Here is a 21,931-nt window from a genome sequence, read left to right as displayed (position 1 = left end):
GTCCCGATCACTCTCGGCGCGGACCTGATCACTTTTGAGTCATACCCGATCACTTTCGGGGCGAACCCGATCACTCTCGGCGCGGACCTGATCACTTTGAACGCCTGCCAGAACCATTACCATTCATGAAATCGTATTGTTTAACATATATTTAAGCATCATAAATTGGCTCAATAAGGAGGATTCCATGCAATCTGAAAAATTGCGACTAAGAAAGATTCAACATCTTGCTCATGAAATTACTGATAAAATGAATAAAGGTGAAGAACTTACTCACTCAGAAACGATGATTCCTATTATAGATAATTTATCTCGCGCAATTGGCGATTTAACCGATTCCTATGGACAGTATTCATTAGACTATGTAGAGGAAAAAGTAAAAAACGCGCATGCACTTTTATTTAACAAGGAAAGAATTGATGTCTATTTATAAAGATATGGGAAAAGGGTAACCATTTATATGGTTACCCTTTAGATTTAATGCGTTTCAGGATTAAATGTTTTACAATCTGTTTCTTCACTATTAGATGCCTGCTGTCCCTTTTGACTTACAACATAGATTTTTTCTGCACCACATCTGTTTCCAGAGTTCCAAAACGTACAGTTATTGACTTCACAAAGAATTTCTTGTGCCATCGTTTCCACACCTCCTCTTTTTTTATCATTAACAAAATAGAGGTATTCAATACTTATTTAGATGGTGTAATGAAACAGAAATAGACATCTTATTTTGATGTTTATTGGCTTCTGGTAAAGAAATTCAAGTTCCATAATTATAAAAAATGCTATTGCCTTCATTTAGGTAATAGCATTTTTATGTTATTCAATAACTTTTGTCGGTGTTGCCTCTTGAACAATTATCATGCCATCATATGCCTTAGCAGGTGTCATTTTAATCGTATAAAGCATCTGTGTGAACTTGTACCAAAAGCTAAAATCATCGCCGATATTACCCATTCTTTGTTTTTTTGCTACGATGTCAGCTAACTCCTGAGATTCATTAGCCTTTTTAAAATCTACATAGAAAATATTTTCCTTCACTTCGCTGAAAGCATCTATTAATGCATTATGATGCTCAATTGTATGATCTTTTCTTTCGCCAGACCCATTTTGTGCCTGAAACGTATTGTTTACAAAGTCAGTTCCAATAGCAAAGTACGCATCTTTATACACTTCGTCTAGATGTTGACCCATAGATTTGTATCCTGCCGTATTCGCTGAAGTTTTCTCTATATGCCCATTATGAGCAGACATTAGTACTTTATCATGACCTTGAGCCGCTTCAAAATCAACGATCCATTGCAAGTTTTTCGCTAAATACTCATCACGAAGACTCATATAATTGCTGTCATTTAAAAATAATTGCGTGCGTTGCTTGATGATTTGTGCATATTGAGCAGCAAATAAATGTGCTTCTTTCGAGGATTGCTTTTCATAAGAGTCTTTATTAGTTTGCAAATCCTTTATGATGGCATCAATATTTTTATCAAGCTCCTCTAGCTGACTAGTTGATAAATCTCTCATTGTTTTATTCGTTACATCTTTTAGCTGTGCCTTATATTTCTTAGCACCTTCACTATTAACCACTTCGTAATAATCTAGTAACCCTTTTTTACTATAATCATAGCGTTGCATATCGTTACCGTAAAAATAAATTTTATCTTTCTCATCGGCAGTCAAGTTATAATCATGCATCCACTGAACAAACTCAATCATTTGCTCCGTTTTATAGATTCCATAATCTAAAGCTTTTACCGCTTCCTCAGCTGTGCCAGTACCTTTTAAAATAAACTGATTAATTTGCTGAGCACCACCAAAATCACCTTCTAAAACAAAAACACGAACATTTTCATTTTTAATTAGAGCCTTAAATACATCCTTCTTTAATGTTTGGAATTCAACGTTTCCATGTGTTGCTTCTCCAAAACCAACTACTTTCACATCATTTGGAATATCGATATCTTCAATCGCTGATGTATATTTTGCAGCATCCTTAATAGCTTCTCCCTTTCCACAGCCCGCTAGAGATACCAAAAGAAATAATGCTGAAATGAATAAAAAACTCTTTTTAACAAATACCATTTTTAAAAATCTCCCTTAAAAGTTAACTGAATGGTGAAGACTAAGTGGGGATGAAGTAAATCCCCACTTCACTTTATACAGCTTTTCGTTGGAAATATAAATATCCTCCAAGGAAAAACAGTACGAATCCTCCTCCTACAACTGTTAATAATTGATCCCAAGGCACGAAGAATACATCACCTGTATTGCCACCTACATTCATCATCAAGAAGGGCTGTCCCCATGGATAGTAAGGTCCAAAACGTGCAGAATTGACTGCTAGTATAGACGGTAAAGTAAAAGTAACGTTTACTGCAAATGGAGCAGCAAAACTTTTAAACATGATGGACGTCCATAGCTGCAACGCTACTAATGGCATTGTTGCTAGCCATCCGCCAAGAATACTTTTCCACACAATTTCCATTGGGAAAGGATCTGAGTAGCCTTTCATAATACCCACTATATATATAGAACATAAATATAGTATTTGCATCGCCATCACAAGAAGCATAATTAATACATACTTTGCAACAAACACTTTCCCTCTTGTCACAGGTAGTGCTAAAAGTTGTTTCCAGCCACCAGATTGATGTTCATATCGACAAATAAGACTCGCAAATACTCCTGAAATTAAAGGTAGAAATAATAATGCATACAATAAATTCATAGAAATTAATGAGCTATACCATTCATTAATCCCAGAATTTGACATGCCACTAAAATTTGATGTTAATCCGATAAAAAGTCCGATTATAGGCCCCGCAAAAATTAATGGCACCATTTTAGATTTGCGTAATTTAAACCATTCAGCGCTCAGTATAGACCCCATTACTTTACATCCCTTCTAGCAAAATCTATCATTCCGATAATATACAGTAAAATACCTATGCCCACTCCAAGCATGACATTAATAATGGGCTCATCCCATTGATTCATTAACGATGGCCATTTCCAAATCATCCAGTCAGGCAATACAAATGACGAATAAGCAAAAATCACACCGAAAATACCTACTGTAATGGGTATCCCCTGATTATGACAAACGCTTGCAATCCAAAGCTGAAGTGCCAATATTGGCAACGAAGAAAAAAATGGATAATAAGCAAATTTAGCAATTTCAACATATGGTATGCTGTCACCTAAATCTAAAAACACTCCATAAGCCATTGACAATAGCATTAAAATCGTAGAAGACATAAACAATAAAATTGCTAGAACAGTGAATTTTGATAAATACACTGTTAATTTAGACACAGGCAGTGCAATTAGTTGCTTCCACGCATTGGTTTCATTTTCAATGCTCGCTATAAATGAAGTTAAAATAGCAATCCCTAAAACGATAGCAAGTGGGGTAAATGCATGAACATTTAATAAGTAGTAGCCCCAATCGTCCTCGCTTTGCTCTAACAAATAGTCCTTCCTTATACCGTAATTCACCATTTGCATGGCAACAACACCGATTGGTCCTAAAGCTGTTAAAAACCATAATCCTTTGCGTTTAATTTTCAAAAAGTCAGAAGTTAATAGTTTTCCTATCATAGCGCTTGCTCTCCTGTTGTCATTTGAAGGAAAATTTCCTCTAAAGATCGTTTTTCTTCCTCTACTCGATAAACCGAGATACCTTCTTGTACAAGGATTTGTACAATATGTGCCACTTTTTCATCTGAGCATTCATCGAATAAAATGAGGTCATCCTTATGTTCTGCTTTAATACCATTTGCAACTAGTGAACGCCAGCCCTTTTCACTATCGCTCACTTTAATGACTACCTTTGGCTGAGCAAATCTACGCATTGCTTCAATTGAATCTTGGAAAATCATTTTCCCCTTTGTCACAATGCCCACTTGCGTTGCCATTTGATCTATTTCAGATAATAGATGACTCGAAATAATAATTGTCATGCCATATTCTTCAGGAAGTCGTTTAATCAAATTACGAATTTCGATAATACCAGATGGATCAAGTCCATTCGTTGGTTCATCTAAAATAAGTAATTCAGGATTATGTAACAATGATGCAGCAATACCTAAACGTTGCTTCATCCCAAGAGAAAAGCCTTTTACTTTTTTATTTGCAGCATCCTTCAAACGAACAATTTCTAATACTTCATCGATGCGTGACTTCGGTACACCTAAAATTTTTCTTAATGCTTCTAAATTTTCATAGGCCGTTAAATGTGGATAATAGGAAGGGTTCTCTACTAATGAACCAACCTTTGCTAAAATATTAATTCGTTCCTTCTTTAAATCTTTTTGGAAGATTTTGATTGTCCCAGAAGATGGCTTCATTAGACCAAGAAGCATACGAATCGTCGTCGTTTTTCCTGCTCCATTCGGTCCTAAAAACCCATATATTTCACCTTTACGTATTTTTAAATTTATATTTGATACAGCTTGCTCTTTACCAAAGCTCTTTGATAAGTTTTCTGTTTGTACGATATATTCCATTGTCCTCACCTCTGTAATTATCATAAGAAATGAAGGTTAAAAACAGGTAAGGCTCAAGTTTAAATTTTGTTTAAAAAATGCTCTATACCATAACGTGGGGTTGATTTCCGTTCCGGCTAGGCGCTTTGTTGCTGTCGCTACGCTTTCGCGCAGAGCAGAGCTTCCTGGGGGCGTCCGATGAGCCGCTTCACTCGCGTTGCTCGCTACAGAGTCTCGGGCCAACACGATGTTGGTCACGAAGGCGTTATCACAGGACGTGATGGTTTTAGCCTTCGTTCCTCTACATCGCTAATCCCCAAGGAGTCGCCTAGCCTCCACTCCAATCAACCTATTCGCATGATAAACGTTTTAACAAAAATGTTATCTAACTTACGACGATGGATCAATTTAAATCATATGTATGCCTTATCACTAGACCGTAAAGCTCTCTATGCTTTCCCACAGGAATCTACACATTTTTTTACCTGTAATCTAATAAACAGCATGCCATAAGCTTTTCTGGCATACTGTTTGGACAATTGCTGAAATGAAACATGTTATTTATTATGTTTAATTTTAATCTGTGTGCCGGATTCGCTGGACTCAATATCCCACTCTAAATCCATGCCCTTCACCATAATATCAACAATCGATAAGCCGATACCGGCACCTTTCGCATTGGATTCATTTTTCATTCCATTTCCGTGATCCTTTATAATAAATGCATCATAGCGCTCCGTTGATTCGGTTTCGACGCCAATATATTTCCCGCTACTCGCATGACGTAATATATTTTGAAATAGGTTATCAAATATACGTCCAAGCCAAATCGGATCCACTTGCCATTCATTTTTCTCAAATGAATGTAGTTCAATATCGATTTCAAAGCCTTCTTTTTCAAACACTGAATACCATGTAGTCATTTGCTCACGTACAAAACGTATAACGTTGATTTCTTTCGCCTCAAATTTATATTTACTAGCCATCAGCAATGTATAAGACATTAAATTTTCTATTAAAGCGTCAACACTAACAATCGATGTTTCCATTGCCTTAATCGCTTGCTTTCCATCCTCTGATAATGCCTCTTTACTAATTGAATAGGATTGCGCTCGTATTTTCGTTAATGGTGTTCGTAAATCATGTGATAAATTAGCAATCAATTCACGTCTTAGCTGTTCTTCCTTTTGCTCACGATTTTTACTCTCCCTAAGCTCGCACACCATGCGATTAAAGCTATGTTCAAGCTGACCGATTTCATCCTTCTTCTTGACCTTTGTTTCAATAGGTAGACCATCTACATCACGAAGTTCCATCGCTTCCTGAAGGTGCAACAGTCGTTTCCGAATCCCTTTGAAAAATAAAAAGGAGACTATAACGAAAAATAAAATAATCGCAATAACACCGAAAAATACAAAGGTCCCATATTTTTCATAAACACCCCTAATTGGTGGCTTAAACACTTCTTTTGGAATTTCTAAAACGATAAATCCATTCGATTCATCCTCACCTAAAAAAGCAATGACAGTAAATGGATCTCCACCATAGCGTTCTTTTATAAACTTAGTTGTAAATGCCGGTGACCACTTTAATGGCAGTTGCTCAGTCACATTCAATGTTGTAAGCAATGTACCATCCTCACCTACCCAAAACATAGATGCTTTAGGGTATTGTTTCTTCCAACTTTCAAAATGTTGTACAATTGCTTCTTCTGTCATGTTTTTTATACTTTTAGCTTCTGCATGCCATTTTTCCTCTACTTTACTCTCAATCTCAGCTCCCTTTGAAAGATCATCTTCACCATTTTTGGCAATCCCTAAAACAAAAAGGGGAATGACGAGATAGGCTATTTGAACAATAGAAATAGCGAGCAGAATGATAAACATATACTTAGCTAATAATGATCGAAAAAATTTCATAGCTTCACCCTATATCCAATACCTCGAATAGTTTCGATAATCGTCGGTTTGGCTGGATTAATTTCTATTTTTTCTCTTAAGTATCGAATATGCACCATTAATGTTTTATCGCCTTCTATGTAACTTTCACCCCAAACACCTTCATAAAGCTGTTCCTTCGTTAAAATTTGATTTAAATGGCGAATAAAATACTGTAATAAATAGAACTGCTTACCTGTTAATTGAATTTCTTCATCGGTCTGCTTATTGATAATCCGCATATCTTTCGTATAAATTTTTAGATGCTGAAGATCTAACACATCATCATTCTTTTGATATCTTCTTAGTAAAACCTCTACACGGGCTATAAGTTCATCTGGATGAAATGGCTTCGTCAAATAATCATCTGCGAAGTTAAGTCCCTCTATTTTATCCTCTACAGCAGTTCGAGCTGACAGCATTAAAATCGGGATTTCTTTATTTTCTCGCTTAATTCTTTTGCCAATCGAAAAGCCATCTAAGCCCGGTAGCATTACATCCAATATAGCAATATCCTTAGATGCCATGTGCTGATCGATCCCTTCACCAGATTCAAGCCATGTAACCTCATATCCTCTTTCTGTTAAATCCTTTGTAACCCATTGACCAATCTCTTTTTCGTCTTCTATGTACAATATGCGATACAATGGTAGTCCTCCCAATCTAAGCTAGATTTTAGAAATAAATGTTATTCTGTATTATACGATTTCATAGATTTGTACTCAATCGTTGTACGTAAAGTGAGAGATTCATTTAATAAAAGCTCGAACATCGTAGGGTTAGGTAGGATCGATAAAATTAAAAAGTTGAGCGATGACTATCAATTATGCCTTGCATAAAACAAGCTAACATTAAAAAACGTATTTGGATTTCCCAAATACGTCTATAACTTTAATTATTAGTAATAATCAACATATCATTATCATCAAACTGCCACATGTCCCCATAGGCAACTTCCCAATAATAGCCGTTTGGATCTTGGAAATAGCCACTATAGCCACCCCAGAATACAGTTTCTGGCTCCTTGACGATTTTAGCTCCTGCCTTTTTAGCTAAATCAAATACTTGGTCTACCTCTTCTTTAGATTTTCCATTATAAGCGAGGGTAATTCCGTTAAAGCTATCTCCTATCACAGGTGGATTTGCTTCGTTAATATCTTTTACTAAACGATCAATCGGAAACAGGGAAATTTTTGTCCCCCCATTATTAAAGAAAATAACATCCGGGTTTGTTTCTTCACCATAAACCATCACTTCAAATCCCAGACCCTCACGATAAAAACTAAGAGACTCTATCATATCCTTTACACCCAACGTGATTAAATTTAAACGATTCATCCCACTCTCTCCTTTTTAAAAGTATTAATTACTTATTCTATTTCAAGCATTGAATCCCCTTCCACAAACTGTATATTCGGTAATATACCGTTATTTGTAAATAACGCAGAGGCTGAACCACTTGCACTAATAAAAATTTTTTACCGCGAACCATTGATATTCCACAAAAGTTACCTCCACGTTTCTATGAAACCAAAAAGTGCGTACTTTTTTTTGCTATGGCATGAAAGCATAATAAGAAAGCAATCAAAGCACTAACAAAAATCGGAGGACAAAAAAATGATCAATCATTTACAAGATATAATCACATTAAATAATGGCTTACAAATGCCAGGAATGGGTTTAGGCGTATTTAAAGTAGAAAATGAAGCTACAGCAGAAATGGTGAAAAATGCTATCGAGATCGGTTACCGTAGTATCGATACTGCTGCTATTTATGGCAATGAGGCCGGGGTTGGTGAAGGTATTAGACAGGCGCTAGCATCTACTGGTTTACAACGTGAAGATTTATTTATTACATCTAAAGTCTGGAACGATGGCCTGAGCTATGAAGAGACAATCGCAGCTTACGAGGATAGCTTAGAAAAATTAGGGCTAGATTATTTAGATCTTTATCTTATTCATTGGCCAGGTAAAAATAAATTTGCAGAAGCTTGGAGAGCACTCGAAGATTTATACGGTCAAGGGAAAATAAAAGCTATTGGGGTATGTAATTTCCATGTATCACACTTACAAGATCTTCTGAAAACAGCTCGTATCAAACCCGTTATTAACCAAGTGGAACTACATCCACGATTACAACAAACGGAGCTACGTTCATTCTGTGAAGAGCACAATATACAACTGGAAGCTTGGGCACCATTAATGCAAGGTGGACTTCTTGATAATGAGACTATTTCAAAAATAGCAGAAAAATACGGGAAATCAAATCCTCAAGTTATCTTGCGCTGGGATATTCAACATGGTATCGTCACAATTCCAAAATCTGTGCGCAAAGAACGTATGATTCAAAACGCTGATATTTTTGATTTCCATTTAACTAATGAAGAGATGGCAATCATTAACGCTATGAATCTAGATCAACGTGTTGGACCAAACCCAGATGAGTTTGATTTTGTCATGTAAACGATAGCTTGTAAACATAAAAGAGACTGTCTTATTTTCTTAGTAGAGAAAACTTTTCAGACAGTCTCTTTCCAATCTATTTAAGATGTATGCTTTATTGCGATATCTTCGTCACGTTGCATTAACAGTACATCTTCACCTTTATCTTGTAGCATTTCGATATGTTTTTCACCCCAAGTGCAAAGGATGTTCAGCACAGGGTCCATCTCTTGACCATAAGGTGTTAACGAATATTCAACTTTTGGCGGTACTTGATTGAAAACCTTACGATTAATTAATCCAGACTGCTCTAACTCACGTAATTGGCTTGTTAGCATTTTTTGAGAAATGCCTGGAATCAATCGGCGAAATTCATTCGTACGAATCTGACCATGGTGGTTAAGATGACAAAGAATAATAGGTTTCCATTTACCCCCAATTACTTCAAGAGTGGCTTCGACACCAATATTATAAACTTTTTTCATTGTAAACCTCCTGTAATATTCAAAAGTAACTAAAAGTACCCTACGTAACTTTCTGGCATGTATGAATATTACTATACACTATACAAAAAATCAAAGGAGATAGTAATAGAATGAAAGCTACAAAAGCGCCAAATGCTAAATTCACATTGCTTGCACTTGCCATCAGTGCATTTGGTATCGGCTCTACAGAATTTATAAGCATCGGATTACTTCCATTAATTACAAAAGATTTTAATATAACATTAAGTACTGCAGGTTTAACCGTATCCATATATGCACTAGGTGTAACGATTGGTGCACCGCTTTTAACAGCATTAACATCGCGCCTAAGTCGCAAAAATGTGTTACTGCTCGTTATGGTGCTGTTTATTATCGGTAATTTACTTGCAGCCTTAGCTCCCTCATTTCCATTACTACTAACTGGGCGTGTTATTTCAGCATTGGCACATGGTGTGTTTATGTCCATTGCCTCTGTGATAGCTGCAGATGTTGTGGCACCGAATAAACGAGCAAGTGCAATAGCTTTTATGTTTACAGGACTAACATTAGCGACTGTGACTGGTGTCCCACTAGGAACTTTTATTGGACAAGTAACTGATTGGCGAATGTCGTTTATTTTCATAGTTATCATAGGTATTATTGGATTAATTAGTAATGCCCTGCTTGTGCCAAGTCACTTATCGAAAGGTAATCCAATATCCATTTTAGATATTGGTAAAGTTTTAGGGAATATTCGAATGTTATTAATTCTCTTTATTACTGCAATTGGGTATGGTGGCGCATTCGTCGTATACACCTATGTTTCTCCTATTTTAGAGCAGTATATGGGCTACTCACCAAAGGCAATTATCGTGATCTTAGTTGTATACGGTATTTGTGTTGCCATTGGTAATACATTAGGTGGTCATTTTGCGAATAATAACCCTTTACGCTCTATCTTTATGATCTTTATAGGATTAGCATTAGCACTACTCGGCATCAACTTCTTTTTAGAATCATCCATCATAGGATTAATAATGGTCTTTATGATGGGGCTATTTATGTTTATGAATGTACCAGGATTACAGCTTTATGCCGTTCAGCTTTCAGAAAAATATACACCATCGGCTATTTCAATGGCTTCAGCATTAAATATTTCGGCCTTTAACATTGGTATTTTTCTAGGATCATACATTGGAGGAATGATTGTTAACCTCCAATCATTAGCTCATACCCCTATATATGGATTCGTAATGGTGATGATTGCTGCAGTTACTACCTTCCTAACGTTACACTTCGATAGAAATAAACAATAGATTTCCCTAGAATAACAAGAACGAAAGGAAGCCTTAACCATACACAAGGCTTCCTTTTTGTTTTTATCCAATTTTAAGGAAAGTATCGTCAAAAATAAGCCTTAAAAAATTCTAATGCCGTGAACCGATTCCCAAAAGAGCTTGAAAGCATCAGCTGTTAACACCGAAAGTCTATATTGTACATAAGATACTGTATCAGCTATAGGATAGGAGGAATTTAGTTGTATTACAATCCTTATCCGTTTTTTGTCTATCCTCATTACTATCCGGCATGGGTAATGGCAAATCAACCAACAAATCAACACCCTTCCAGCCATCTAGCAATGCCGACACCCCCTATGAATAGAAGTCCATTTCCAATCGTCAATACAAAGAAATTAAAGACTTCCGCGAATCGGATTAAGGTTATTATGCAGCAAGCACAATTACTTACGGATAAAATTGATGAATCCGAGCAATTTGCACACGATCTTATGAACGCAGCACAACAATCAAATAAAACAGAAGTTGAAAAGTTAATTGCTTCAACAGGCATTACTGTAAAATTCGATACTACCTATACACCAGATGGATTTCGTATAACATTTACGGAAAGTAGCTGTTGTAAGCTAACACTAATTTTAGGTTGGTGAAGAGTTGGCCCTTTGAAGAGGGCCTCTTTCTTTTACCTTTAGCATCTTTATGAATTTTAACCTTGTATCCCTATCAAGCTTGTAAACTATAAAAAAATATGCTAAAGTGTTTGTACACAATATTTCTGAAAATTCTTATATCGCATTTTCTTATCAAGAGAGACGGAGGGATTGGCCCTATGAAGTCTCAGCAACCAGCCCTATAGGTATGGTGCTAATTCCAATTGGCAAAATTCTGCCTTGAAAGATGAGAAGACTTACTTTAGTTGCTTTGCACAAGAGTCCTCTTCTTCAAGGAGGGCTCTTTTTTATTTTTCCATTCTAATTAAAAGAAAGCAGGGAACTATTATGACAAACGAACTTTTACAAGCAATTCAACTATTGAAATCAAAAAAATGGGTAGACTTAACGCATACATTTGGTCCAAATTCTCCACATTTCTTTATGTTTGCTGATGCTAAATTTGAAACATTATTTTCACATGAGGATGGCTTCTTTGCACAGCAATTCACTTTCCCAGGGCAATATGGAACACATATCGACCCACCTATCCATTTTGTGCGAGATACACGCTATTTAGAGGAATTGGAGCTAAAAGAACTAGTGCTACCACTAATCGTTATTGATAAATCGAAGGAAGCCGCAGTAAATAACGACTACACGTTACGTGTTCAAGATATTCTTGACTTTGAAGCTGAAAATGGGGAAATTGAAGCAGGTACCTTTGTTGCGTTCCGTACCGATTGGAGTAAACGTTGGCCAGATAAAGAATCTTTCAGCAACAAAGACGCTGATGGCAATAATCATATTCCTGGCTGGGGATTAGAAGCATTACAATTTTTATTCAACGAACGACAAGTAAGGGCTATTGGCCACGAAACTTTTGATACGGATTCAGCAGCAGATTTCCGTAGAAATGGAAAATTAGACGGCGAATATTTTGTGCTAGAGCAAGATACTTATCAAATTGAGCTTATGACAAATTTAGATAAGCTACCTCCAAAGGGCGCTGCTATATTCAATATCGTGCCAAAGCCTGAAAAAGCATCTGGATTCCCTGTCCGTTCCTTTGCAATATTACCGTAATATAGCAAAAGGTCTGATTCAATAAATATTGAATTAGACCTTTCATCCATTATGCATCGGCATAATACGTCCGGAATCGGCTTGTGCTATTGAATTTATTTAGATGAATTCTTTCTTTTGAAAACAACATAAATGATGAACATAATGATGATGAACAATACTATAACATAAATACTGTAGCGGGATAAATATAACTCAACATAATGCCATTTCTCTCCAAGTATCTTCCCTAAAGTGATAAAAGTAAATGTCCATAAAGCTGCTCCTATATAAGCAAAGAAAGCAAATTTTTTATAAGGATAATTATTAATAGCTGCAATATATGCAGTAAGATGACGTACACCAGGGATAAAATACCCTATTAATAATAATATTGGTCCAATTTTTTCAAATAATTTTTTAGTAAAATCAATTTTCTGTTCTGTAATATGGACTTTCGAACCGTATTTTCGTAATAAAGGTAGTCCGAATTTATAGCCTATATAGTAGCTCAGGGTAATTCCCCCTGCCGCGCCTATCATAGCGCTGATTAAAGCTGGAATATGTGCAAGAGTTTCACGATATACGCTATACCCTACATATGTCAAAAATATTTCATCAGGAAGTGGCAGACCGACAATTCCCCCAATTAGGATAAGAATAATGCCAAAATATCCATAATGTTCAATAAGAGATTGTACGTGATGCGCCATAAATCCACCCCATCTAAAGCGTAATAATTTTTAATAGTTAGCTTTATAATAACTCAAAGGAGACAACATTATGAGTATTATGGATTAAATACATTTTCTCCATGAAAACATTCATCCATGTTGTATCGTAAAAAAATATAGTTTTTTCTTAGTGACTGGTTGATTCATATTTTACTTTCAAATAATTAAATTATTTGCAGCTTACGTAGAGCATAATGAATACCATCTTCTGTTGATTTTTTCGTTACATAATTAGCGGCATTTTTTAATGCTTCACTACCGTTGCCCATTGCAATACCAAAGCCAACCTGCTCCAGCATGTCGATATCATTATCTCCATCACCAAAAGCAAGTGCTTCCTCAGGACTCAAGTCGAAATAATCTAGTACAGCCTGCACAGCAATAGATTTGGAAACATCATGTTGCAAAACATTTGTAATGTAAGGGTGCCACCTCTTAAATAATAAATGCGGGAATTTTAAAGTATACCTTTTCTCAATATCCTCGTTGCCATATAAACACATTAAGTAAACCTCTTGCGTTAAAATATCTTCATTAATAACGGGAAACTCTTGCAAAGATAATGTTTCTTGCATGGCTTTTAATGTCTCTTGTTCTTGGACGTTATTCATCGATAATTGTTCTGTAAAAAACGACAGACTTTGTTTATTGTTTTCAGCAAAAGCCTTAACTGCGTGGACAATTTCCTTGGCAATAGGAATTTTATGTATTACTTGATCTTGATGCTTAACATAGGCACCATTAGCGGTAATAAACGTATCTATACCTATACTTCTTAAACCTTGGCACATTGATAAAGGTCTTCCTGTAGCTGCAACAATATGAATTCCATTGTTTTTTAATTGCTCAATAGCGATCATTGTACTTTCTTCAATACGACCATCTTCATAATTTATAAGCGTTCCATCTACGTCAAAGAATACAATTTTATAATCCATCGTTCTCTCCTTGCTGATTTTATTAAGTATATCGATCAGGGCCTCACTATAACATGACCCAATTTGGGGTAATACCTGTGACGATAATCTCCAAGAAATCGCCCAACCCCAATCCGATCACCCTCATTTAAATGTCATTTTCCACTACAGACGAGTGCCTAGGTGACTACGCTTTGTCACTTAATAATATCCTATATTTCCCTAATCAATATACTTGTCATTTTACATGAAGAAATATCCAAATAGGCATTATTATCTATACAGCAACTAGATTAAAAAAAATTAGTAGTTAATAAAACATTTGTATGTTTTATGACAAGCTAAGCCAACCGTATAACTTACTCCAACTACACCGATAAACACTATTACGGGTACATATCGAAATTTCAAATAACTAAGAAAGTAATGAACATTTTTATTTCAATAATTCTAAAGGAGTATACCAAAGAGCATAGAATTGTTAAAATAAAGATAACTAAATTAAATACATTGAACGATACTATTCACCATATAAATAGAACAAAAGAAATAATAATCATCTGAATGTAAAGGAGTTGATTCTTATGGCATTTAACATTTACTACTATGAAAGTAGTGTGGATTGCAAGTTTTGCAAAAAGCATTTTACCACATATAAAGTACGCCCTAATCGTTATAAAGTTATCGAAGAGCAAACAGACTTCATGCCAGTTTACGAAGGCTTAAACCCGTTATTGTATGAAGTTGCCGTTTGTCCACATTGTGGCTATGCTTTCCACAAATCTATGACGAGAACATATGGGCCTTTCATGCTTCTTATTGATGAACTGTACATAAAAGAGCTACAAAAACCAATGGATATCCGTAAGGAACGTACGATTGATGATGCCATTGTAAGCTTTAAATTAGCTTATCTTGTATCAAGAGCATCAATGGAAGAGTCACTTCTTATGGCCAATTTCGCCTTAAAAATAGCCTGGCTATATCGCTTAAAAAATGATGAAGAATCGGAAAAGCGCTACCTTTTTGCTGCTAGAGATTTTTACAGCAAATCTTTTGCATCCAATCAAGAGGGCGGAGAGAGAATTCAATATTTACATGCCGAATTAAGCCTCCGACTTGGAGATATTGCCGAGGCGAAAAAAGGATTCTCTCGATTAATAGCAGATCGAAATATTTCCAATAAATATCGAAAACTAGCACGTAATCGCTGGGAAAACTATAAATATGATGAGCAACCGAACAACGCAAATAAAATGATAGAAGAAGTCATCAATTAAAGTAAAACGAGGAGAGTCATAATTATGCAGCTATTTACTAAAAGGATTGATGTAAGAGAAGAAGATATTTTTTCAGAACTACATCATTTTTTACTAAGAAAAAATAATCGCTATTTAACAAATGATGAGGTAGTTGCATTAACTGGGGTTTCATCTGAGTTACTCTATAAATGGGTAAAAGCAGGGAAATTAAAAAAATCAATTTTTCCTAACTTAGGCGCCCCCTGTGAACGCTGTGGACAAATTACTCAGGCAAAAATCTGTGTGAGCTGCTCATCAACCATCGTTCATACTTTAAAAGAAGAGGAAAAGAATCGTGCATGGTTCAATCAAATACAGCGGAATAATTCGAGAGCTAGCACGTATCACTATAAATAAAATAGTTAACATCTCTACAGTGTACAAACGCTATGGAGATGTTTTTTTATCTGCCTCCGCTCAAATAATCCAAAATAATAACACTCAACCAAATTTAAACAAAATTTAAACAAACTCCCCTTTTACTTTAAACTTCACTATCTATAATTGACCTTAACATATAGCGAAGGACTGGTAGAAAGTGACGAAAAGTAAGAATCGTAAGGTTTTATTATCATTAAGTATTGCGTTAGCAAGCTTTACAGCGTTCAGCGGAGTATCAAATGCATCGGCAGCAGTTCCAGCGATAGAAGAACGTGTAGCTTTCGAGAACAATTTAGAAGTAAAGCAAGCCCGCACATCCAATGAAACACTTCAAGATTGGAAAAAGTGGACAAATGACCATGCTTACAGCTTAACATCCATTCAACCTGAAACAGTTGGTCAACAAAACATCCCATCCACTAAATTTGAAGATTTAGAGATGCTAAAGCCTTTATTGCATGATAAGCGCATTGTTTTTTTAGGGGAAAGTTCACATGGCGCAGCAGAATTCAGCTTAGCAAAAACACGTTTAATTCAATTTTTACACCAAGAAATGGGCTACAATGTCCTAGCCTTTGAAAGCGGTATGGGGAATGCTATGAATGCTCAAGGACAAATTGATAAACAAGCAGCGCAACAAACAATGAAGGATGCTATTTTTGGTGTATGGTGGTCAAAAGAAACACTACCGTTATTTGAGTATGCTAAAAAAACACAGAATACCGATAAACCTTTAAAATTAGCGGGCTTTGATATTCAACAGCAAGGTGCATTCACAAACGGCAACTGGCTACAAAATAGCAAGCTTGCTAGACAGTTAAGTGAAGTAGAGGAGAAACTTGTTGACTGGAGTTCTGGTACAGATTTAAAAGGCTATCAAAAGGCGAAACCAAGCATTATCGACGTGTATAAACAAGTAAAATCACAAGTACAGCTAAAAGAAAACGAGTTAAAAGCAGCTTATCCGGGAGAGTCTCATATTGTAAAACTTATGGAACGTACATTAGCTGACCGTATCCGTTTAGCAGACGAATATGTAGAACTATCGATTCAAGCAAATATTGAACTTGAGCACAATAAATATGATTCTTTTTTAAAGACAATGGAATGGCGCGACCAATCAATGATGGAAAACCTTCTTTGGTTAGCAGAGGACATTTATCCAACTGAAAAGTTCATCGTCTGGGCCCATAATGACCATATTCGTAAGGCACAATCCGAAGTAATGGGTTCTCCTTATCCAGTAAAATTAATGGGTGAACGTCTACCAGATATTTACAAGAAATATAGTTATGTGCTTGGTCTTTATATGGCTGGTGGGGAAACAGCAAACAATATGGGTGAGCCTATGGCCGTTTTACCGCCAGTAAAAGGATCAATCGAGGATATTGCTTCATCTTCAAATAAACCGTACACATTTATCGACATGCGAAACCGTCAAAATGAGCGTGGAAACTCATGGATGTTTGAGCCACGTTTATCGTATAGCTGGGGAATGATTCAGGAAAGTCTTGTTCCACGAGATCAATATGATGGCCTTCTGCTGATTGATAAAGTAAGTAAACCTCATTATATAAAATAAGCATATAAAAATAGCAAACTAGCAAAAAAACTAGTTTGCTATTTTCTTTTAAGTATCCATCGACATGTTATCCCAGTCTTCACTTCGATGCCCTATCATCCAGAACAAGCCTCTTCTCCTTTCCATGACGATGCTTTCATTTATCCCGGCAGGAGCCGCTTGGTCTTTTATCCGACTATCTACACAAGCCCAATGGTATCTGTAAATCTTGTCGGCTTCATCCAATATCTCTTCCTGACTACGCATGACAGTTTGAAGATAAAATTGTTCAAACGTTTCACAGTTAGAAACTACTTGAATGGCATACTCGCAATCACACACTTCATCAGGAAAATCGAGCTTCTCAACAAATCCAAGTGCCCAAATAAGTGTCCAATAAGCCTCGTATTGCCATGAAATATTAATGGCTTCTTGCACATCTGGTTCTGAAGCTTGTAAAAAGTCTCTTTCATTGCTAGTTAGATAGTCTTCCACTTTATATGTGCGTAACATATTGATGAAAAAGTCTCGCGATTCTTCTACATTTCCACCTTGCGCCACATCACAGGCAAATTGAATGACAATTAACAGGGCTACAGCTCTTCTAGCAATGTCTTCTTGGGTTTTAAACTGACAAGCCTCTATTGTTGGGAGTTGGGGAAGGGAAGCTGTATATGGAACAGCTTTTTCTTTTAAATATGCTATCGTTTTATTTTTTCTTTGTTCGCCTTCTTCTGATGACACCTCTTGTCCCCTTACCTTTCGTGTACAAGCTTGGGGTCTAAAGTCAGATGGTCCTGATTGCCCGTTCGGATAAACAATAACGTTCCCTTCAGCGTCTAGTAAAGTGCCATTCGCTAAAAAGCCAATCCCTCCTATTCTTGATAATAGGTTCGTAAATAACTGCATCTGTTCTTCATTTATCTCTTTTTCCGCTTCGATTGCAATTACTGTATTTAAAACAGCTATTTGACTCAAAACTAATTCTTTTAAATGGTCATCTTCAAAAGGAAAATTGTCGTAATACCCCATCATCCCAGGAATATTATTAGCGAAGTAATCTGGATTCGTATCTTCAGCCATCACTCTAATTATTAATTTATATTTTTTAAACAGCGCCTTCGATTTTATAACATACTCATTGTCATTTTTTTCGATAGCAAAGCCTTTTGTAAAAACATCTGAAATTTTCACTTCAATATCGTCAATGTTGTTCTTAGATGCAAATATAGTGAAATAGTTCATTCTTCTCTCCCCTTTTATTCACCTACTATAGCCTACAAGAGCTTGGCTAAACTGCTGTTTATTTTTTCGTAGTAGTTCGTTTTCCTTCCAAAAAGCAAGCAATGTCTTCCATTTCTTGCTGCATCATTTGCCATACCGTTCGTATCGCGATAAGCCTTTCTACTTCACTGCCGCTCACCCATTCAAATAACGTCTCTACACTTGGCTGTAATTCTGCTAAAATAATTTCGAATCCGGGCCATCAATAATAATCGACAAAACACGATAACGCTAAGTTGCTACACAAATCATGCTCTCATATAAATAGTCATATGTTACGTTCTACGTTAGATTCATAATCTTCAGGATATCATTTCCTCATTAGAACAAGGCTTAATTTATGTATAAATACCGAAATTTTACTTCCTTAAAGGCTCAAAATATATGATAATCGCATTACCATTTTCCCCCAGAACTTTTTCTATAGCACTAGTCGCACTTTAATCACATTCAGATATTCTATAAGGAAGTATTTTTTATACTTCTCTACTTATCAACTACCTTTTTTAATTTCTATCATAATTTTCGTTACATAATCCTCTTCCCGATTTTTAATCACGGCGTCATAAATGTATTCCTCATATACGTATTCCCCTAGTTCAAAGCCTTTTTCCCTCATGACCTTAAATAATCGCTCGTAAGATTCACCAAGTGTAGTGGAATTTCCTACATGATATCCTACAATAAAATCCCCTTCAATCGCTTCAAAATAAGGATGACCTTCTCGCGGGTGTGGCTGCTCTATATACAAGAAACTATAATTATCATAGTTTCCAGCTAATATTTGCCCTCTTCTTGTAATCCCCCCAATGGGGTAACCCGTGTCTAATTGAGAGCGATCTAATTCATCAATAAAATCTGAAATAGCCTTCGTAAATTGTTCTTCTGTCGAATCCTCGATATTTTTACTTAAATACAACGTTGCCTCTGGCAAATGTTCAACCGTAATGCTATCAAAATCAATGTGTAAGGCTTCTTTTGTTAAATCGATTTTTACATCAATAATGCTTTCAATCATCTCCAGCTCTCGACGTTTTTTCGCTACAATTTCCTTTTGCTGATACATTAAATTTAAGAAATTTTCAGGTGATTTTTCTGCCATATATTTTTGAATATCCTTTAAAGACATACCAACCGCCTTTAATAGCTCAATCACACTAAAAAATTCATATTGTGCAATGGAATAATAACGATAGTCCTTACTATCCTTCATAATGGGTGACAATAAACCGATTTGATCGTAGTAGATTAACGTTTGTTTATTAACCTTACAAATTTTAGCGAACTCACCAGTTGTAAAATATTTTACATTTTTATTAAACATTTTTAAGTTTCCCTCCTTGACTATATAGTTACTATATACATTAAATTGTAGCTATTCACAATCAATTATGCCACTACAATAAACAATGCATGGCTGAAAGAAATTAAAAACAGAAAGGTTTTGACATTATGTTCACGGAAATTCGTGACATTACGGCTTTAAACAAAGAGAAAATATTAGCATTACGTATTGCTGATTATCAGCAAGATTTTATTGAAAGTACAAAGCAATGTTTAGCGGAAGCAGAAACAGACAAACGCTTTATTCCTGTTGGATTGTATAGGGAAGATAATGCAGTCGGCTTCGCTATGTATGGTGTGTTTCCACATAAGGACAATACACAGCGTGTTTGGTTAGATCGCTTTTTCATTGATGAGCGTTATCAGCACAAAGGATTAGGAAAATACTTTTTACAGCTGCTTATCAATTATTTAGTAGCTAAATACAGCTGTCAAAATATATATTTAAGCGTTTATGACAACAATATAGTAGCTATTCAGTTATATAAGAAGTTTGGGTTCGTCTTTAACGGTGAGCTAGATGACAAAGGTGAAAAGGTGATGGTAAAGGAGGTACATGCTCATGACTACCATTAATCCAATTGAAACAAGACCGCTGAAGCCCTTGTTTTTATCATACTTATTTCCAGCTATGATTGGTATGTTACTAATGTCAGTGAATATTTTAGTGGATGGTATTTTCGTTAGTCACGGAGTTGGACCAACCGCTTTAGCGGGGGTAAATATCGCCGTACCTATTTTTTCGATTTTACTATCTATTTCCCTTTGGATTGGTATGGGTGGGGCAACACTATTTTCAATTTCTCTCGGTGAGGGCAATAAAAAAAGAGCGAACCAGCTCTTTACATTAGCATTTACAACTATGATCGTTGTCGTTATGACACTCATTCTAATACTTTTATTAAATTTAAAGGAAATCTCCTATATATTCGGCGCAAGTGATGCTACATTTCCTTATGTACAAGAGTACTTACATGTTATTTTGATTTTCGGTGTGTTCTACACAATTGAAAACTTACTTAGCATTTTTATTCGAAATGATGGCAATCCAAAGCTTGCAATGATGGGTTTAATCACTACATCTGTGTTAAACATTATTTTAAACTACATTTTTATTTTCGTGCTCCACTACGGTGTAACTGGCTGTGCCCTGGCTACAGCACTTTCCACAATAATCGGTATGTCCGTGCTTTGCCTACATTTCTTCCGAAAGCAATCCGAATTAAAGTTTGTGCGTAAGTTTTTCAACCTAGCTGATTTAAAGAAAATATTCGCTATTGGGTTACCAAGCTTTATTGTTGAAGCCTCCGTCGCTATTATGGTTATTTTATATAATGTGACATTTTTACACTATTTGGGCTCAGATGGAGTGACCGCCTACGCGATGATTAACTATATTCATACCGTACTATTAACAGTATTCCTCGGTATCGGCATGGCACTACAGCCCCTCGTTAGTTATCACTACGGTGCGAGATTAATCGAGAGATTAACAGCGTTATTGAAAATCGGTATAGCCACTGCATTTATTCTCGGTTTAACTACTGTCATAATTGCTACGTTATTCCCTTCTCAGCTAATAGCATTATTCGGTGATAGTACGTTTGAAATTCGTAATATGGCAGCGCAAGGCTTTGTACACTTTGCAATTGGGTATGTATTCCTCGGCGTGAACATGGTCTTTGCGGAATTCTTCCAATCCATTGAAAGAATACGTCTTGCAACAACTATAATGTTACTTCGCAGTATTATACTATTTATCCCTGCTCTCGTACTATTGCCTAAATTACTTGGCCCACAAGCTATTTGGTGGACATTCCCCGCCGCAGAGGGTATTACCGCATTACTAATTTTTATATTCATGAAGACAAAAACACCTACTATTTTCTCAGAAGCAAGTTCCTTAAAGGCACATTAATGTTAACCCCCTTTCAATGCAATAATCGAAAGGGGGTTAACTGTTTAGGCCATCCGCTATACTGCCAAACTATGGACTTCGAAATTTCCAAACTAGCCAATGAAAAAAAGGAATCATACATACTTGATTCCTTTTTAAATGAAACTTT

Annotated in this window: 23 protein-coding genes and 1 riboswitch; of the genes, 10 read left to right on the top strand and 13 right to left on the bottom strand. The window is 35.9% G+C overall.

From position 1 onward, the window contains the following. The first annotated feature begins 187 nt into the window (after nucleotides 1–187). Nucleotides 188–433, top strand: a complete 246-nt coding sequence (locus ACIQ7N_RS14720) for a group-specific protein (protein WP_402933296.1) — start codon at nucleotides 188–190, stop codon at nucleotides 431–433. A 44-nt stretch (nucleotides 434–477) separates the two neighbouring features. Here the strand turns inward: ACIQ7N_RS14720 and ACIQ7N_RS14715 are convergent, their stop codons facing one another. The 8 genes from ACIQ7N_RS14715 to ACIQ7N_RS14680 all read right to left on the bottom strand — a co-directional run bounded on the left by ACIQ7N_RS14715 (nucleotide 478) and on the right by ACIQ7N_RS14680 (nucleotide 7,762). Further along, nucleotides 478–636: a DUF1540 domain-containing protein gene (locus ACIQ7N_RS14715; protein WP_082172635.1), complete on the bottom strand. Its 159-nt coding sequence runs from the start codon at nucleotides 634–636 to the stop codon at nucleotides 478–480. Nucleotides 637–819: 183 nt separating this feature from the next. Then, nucleotides 820–2,082, bottom strand: coding sequence for an erythromycin esterase family protein (locus ACIQ7N_RS14710; RefSeq protein ID WP_402933293.1), 1,263 nt, complete (start codon nucleotides 2,080–2,082; stop codon nucleotides 820–822). Between the two features lie 73 nt (nucleotides 2,083–2,155). After that, nucleotides 2,156–2,890, bottom strand: a complete 735-nt coding sequence (locus tag ACIQ7N_RS14705; protein ID WP_402933290.1) for an ABC transporter permease — start codon at nucleotides 2,888–2,890, stop codon at nucleotides 2,156–2,158. Next, nucleotides 2,890–3,600, bottom strand: coding sequence for an ABC transporter permease (locus ACIQ7N_RS14700; protein WP_402933288.1), 711 nt, complete (start codon nucleotides 3,598–3,600; stop codon nucleotides 2,890–2,892). Before ACIQ7N_RS14700 ends, ACIQ7N_RS14705 begins: the two co-directional genes overlap by 1 nt. Beyond that, nucleotides 3,597–4,508, bottom strand: a complete 912-nt coding sequence (locus ACIQ7N_RS14695; RefSeq protein WP_402933286.1) for an ABC transporter ATP-binding protein — start codon at nucleotides 4,506–4,508, stop codon at nucleotides 3,597–3,599. Before ACIQ7N_RS14695 ends, ACIQ7N_RS14700 begins: the two co-directional genes overlap by 4 nt. 536 nt (nucleotides 4,509–5,044) lie before the next feature. After that, the gene (locus ACIQ7N_RS14690; protein ID WP_402933284.1) at nucleotides 5,045–6,406 is read right to left on the bottom strand and encodes a sensor histidine kinase; all 1,362 of its coding nucleotides are present in this window, start codon (nucleotides 6,404–6,406) and stop codon (nucleotides 5,045–5,047) included. Next, a complete protein-coding gene (locus ACIQ7N_RS14685; RefSeq protein WP_274066732.1) occupies nucleotides 6,403–7,071 on the bottom strand; it encodes a response regulator transcription factor in 669 nt (222 codons plus the stop codon). The genes ACIQ7N_RS14690 and ACIQ7N_RS14685 overlap by 4 nt, the downstream gene beginning before the upstream one ends. A 244-nt stretch (nucleotides 7,072–7,315) precedes the next feature. After that, nucleotides 7,316–7,762, bottom strand: coding sequence for a VOC family protein (locus ACIQ7N_RS14680; RefSeq protein WP_402933281.1), 447 nt, complete (start codon nucleotides 7,760–7,762; stop codon nucleotides 7,316–7,318). A gap of 279 nt (nucleotides 7,763–8,041) precedes the next feature. On the opposite strand from ACIQ7N_RS14680, the gene ACIQ7N_RS14675 reads away from it, so the two are divergent. Next, nucleotides 8,042–8,887 carry an aldo/keto reductase gene (locus ACIQ7N_RS14675; protein WP_402933278.1) on the top strand — a complete coding sequence of 282 codons (846 nt, stop codon included), beginning with the start codon at nucleotides 8,042–8,044 and terminating at the stop codon, nucleotides 8,885–8,887. A gap of 80 nt (nucleotides 8,888–8,967) precedes the next feature. On the opposite strand, the gene ACIQ7N_RS14670 is transcribed toward ACIQ7N_RS14675, so the two are convergent. Then, entirely contained in the window at nucleotides 8,968–9,351 is a 384-nt protein-coding gene (locus ACIQ7N_RS14670; RefSeq protein WP_132361292.1) for a winged helix-turn-helix transcriptional regulator, read from the bottom strand. A gap of 110 nt (nucleotides 9,352–9,461) precedes the next feature. Between ACIQ7N_RS14670 and ACIQ7N_RS14665 the strand changes: the two genes are divergently transcribed. The 3 genes from ACIQ7N_RS14665 to ACIQ7N_RS14655 all read left to right on the top strand — a co-directional run bounded on the left by ACIQ7N_RS14665 (nucleotide 9,462) and on the right by ACIQ7N_RS14655 (nucleotide 12,364). Continuing rightward, entirely contained in the window at nucleotides 9,462–10,646 is a 1,185-nt protein-coding gene (locus ACIQ7N_RS14665; protein WP_402933276.1) for an MFS transporter, read from the top strand. A gap of 221 nt (nucleotides 10,647–10,867) precedes the next feature. Further along, nucleotides 10,868–11,278 carry a YuzC family spore coat inner layer protein gene (locus tag ACIQ7N_RS14660; protein WP_402933273.1) on the top strand — a complete coding sequence of 137 codons (411 nt, stop codon included), beginning with the start codon at nucleotides 10,868–10,870 and terminating at the stop codon, nucleotides 11,276–11,278. 147 nt (nucleotides 11,279–11,425) lie between these two features. Then, a riboswitch (SAM riboswitch) is annotated at nucleotides 11,426–11,532 on the top strand. 94 nt (nucleotides 11,533–11,626) lie between these two features. Then, the gene (locus ACIQ7N_RS14655) at nucleotides 11,627–12,364 is read left to right on the top strand and encodes a cyclase family protein (protein WP_402933270.1); all 738 of its coding nucleotides are present in this window, start codon (nucleotides 11,627–11,629) and stop codon (nucleotides 12,362–12,364) included. A gap of 95 nt (nucleotides 12,365–12,459) precedes the next feature. On the opposite strand, the gene ACIQ7N_RS14650 is transcribed toward ACIQ7N_RS14655, so the two are convergent. Next, nucleotides 12,460–13,056: a DedA family protein gene (locus tag ACIQ7N_RS14650; RefSeq protein WP_402933267.1), complete on the bottom strand. Its 597-nt coding sequence runs from the start codon at nucleotides 13,054–13,056 to the stop codon at nucleotides 12,460–12,462. A gap of 185 nt (nucleotides 13,057–13,241) precedes the next feature. Next, the gene (locus ACIQ7N_RS14645) at nucleotides 13,242–14,015 is read right to left on the bottom strand and encodes a Cof-type HAD-IIB family hydrolase (RefSeq protein WP_402933264.1); all 774 of its coding nucleotides are present in this window, start codon (nucleotides 14,013–14,015) and stop codon (nucleotides 13,242–13,244) included. A gap of 563 nt (nucleotides 14,016–14,578) precedes the next feature. On the opposite strand from ACIQ7N_RS14645, the gene ACIQ7N_RS14640 reads away from it, so the two are divergent. From ACIQ7N_RS14640 to ACIQ7N_RS14630, 3 genes are all read left to right on the top strand, one after another. Beyond that, nucleotides 14,579–15,274 (top strand): DUF2225 domain-containing protein, encoded by a 696-nt coding sequence (locus ACIQ7N_RS14640; protein WP_248717416.1) that lies wholly within the window; start codon nucleotides 14,579–14,581, stop codon nucleotides 15,272–15,274. 24 nt (nucleotides 15,275–15,298) lie between these two features. Further along, nucleotides 15,299–15,652, top strand: a complete 354-nt coding sequence (locus tag ACIQ7N_RS14635) for a hypothetical protein (protein ID WP_402933261.1) — start codon at nucleotides 15,299–15,301, stop codon at nucleotides 15,650–15,652. Nucleotides 15,653–15,833: 181 nt separating this feature from the next. Further along, nucleotides 15,834–17,258, top strand: coding sequence for an erythromycin esterase family protein (locus ACIQ7N_RS14630; protein ID WP_402933258.1), 1,425 nt, complete (start codon nucleotides 15,834–15,836; stop codon nucleotides 17,256–17,258). Nucleotides 17,259–17,306: 48 nt separating this feature from the next. Here ACIQ7N_RS14630 and ACIQ7N_RS14625 read toward each other — a convergent pair whose 3' ends face one another. Then, entirely contained in the window at nucleotides 17,307–18,482 is a 1,176-nt protein-coding gene (locus ACIQ7N_RS14625) for a DUF4272 domain-containing protein (protein ID WP_402933255.1), read from the bottom strand. A 532-nt stretch (nucleotides 18,483–19,014) separates the two neighbouring features. Continuing rightward, the gene (locus tag ACIQ7N_RS14620) at nucleotides 19,015–19,845 is read right to left on the bottom strand and encodes a MerR family transcriptional regulator (protein WP_402933252.1); all 831 of its coding nucleotides are present in this window, start codon (nucleotides 19,843–19,845) and stop codon (nucleotides 19,015–19,017) included. Nucleotides 19,846–19,973: 128 nt separating this feature from the next. Between ACIQ7N_RS14620 and ACIQ7N_RS14615 the strand changes: the two genes are divergently transcribed. Both ACIQ7N_RS14615 and ACIQ7N_RS14610 read left to right on the top strand, forming a co-directional pair. Next, entirely contained in the window at nucleotides 19,974–20,441 is a 468-nt protein-coding gene (locus ACIQ7N_RS14615) for a GNAT family N-acetyltransferase (protein WP_402933250.1), read from the top strand. Then, nucleotides 20,428–21,783 carry an MATE family efflux transporter gene (locus ACIQ7N_RS14610; RefSeq protein WP_248717421.1) on the top strand — a complete coding sequence of 452 codons (1,356 nt, stop codon included), beginning with the start codon at nucleotides 20,428–20,430 and terminating at the stop codon, nucleotides 21,781–21,783. Before ACIQ7N_RS14615 ends, ACIQ7N_RS14610 begins: the two co-directional genes overlap by 14 nt. Nucleotides 21,784–21,931: the final 148 nt, after the last annotated feature.

Origin of the sequence: Lysinibacillus sp. NPDC095746 (assembly GCF_044763535.1) — a bacterium.
Classification (GTDB): Bacteria; Bacillota; Bacilli; order Bacillales_A; family Planococcaceae; genus Lysinibacillus.
Note: the sequence above shows the minus strand (reverse complement) of the source record. Positions and strands in the feature narration are given on the sequence as shown.